The sequence below is a fragment of the Burkholderia sp. BCC0405 genome (genome assembly GCF_902833075.1).
Lineage (GTDB): Bacteria > Pseudomonadota > Gammaproteobacteria > Burkholderiales > Burkholderiaceae > Burkholderia.
On record NZ_CADFEO010000069.1, the window covers coordinates 1 to 474 of the forward strand.

General features: G+C 62.0%; 1 protein-coding gene. It reads right to left on the reverse strand.

Annotation, left to right across the window (positions count from 1 at the left end; genetic code table 11):
- A partial coding sequence (locus tag HWX36_RS36730) for a hemagglutinin repeat-containing protein (protein ID WP_175958580.1) occupies positions 1 to 474 on the reverse strand: 474 nt, incomplete at both ends.

Below are 474 nucleotides of genomic sequence, written 5' to 3' on the forward strand. Positions count from 1 at the left end.
CTTCACGCCGCTCACCACATTGCTGTGGCTATGCGTCTCGTGTGAGTTCAGCTCATGCGTCTCGGTTGCCGTGCCGACATTCACATCGCCGGCCGCCAGCAAGTTCGCGTTGCCCTTGTCGAGGCTGATTGCGCTACCGGAGAGCGTAATGTCCTTGCCCGACACGATATTCACCGTGTCGCCACCCTTGAGCGTCGTCCCGGTCAGCGCCTGATCCGCCGTATGCAGCGTTTCCGCGTAGCTGCCGTGACTGTCGCTACCCGAACTGTTGCTGTTCACTGTCGAGGTCGCACTCGCTGCGTCGAGCGTCACGTTGCCCTTGGCCGCAATCGTTCCACCCTGGCCGAGGTCGATCTGCGCGCCCTTGGCGGACAGATCGCCACCAATACCGATCATCGACTGCCCACCGACTGTCACCGAGCTACCGGTAACCTTGTTGATGTCGGTGTTGGACACGCCGTTCGCGCGCTGCAC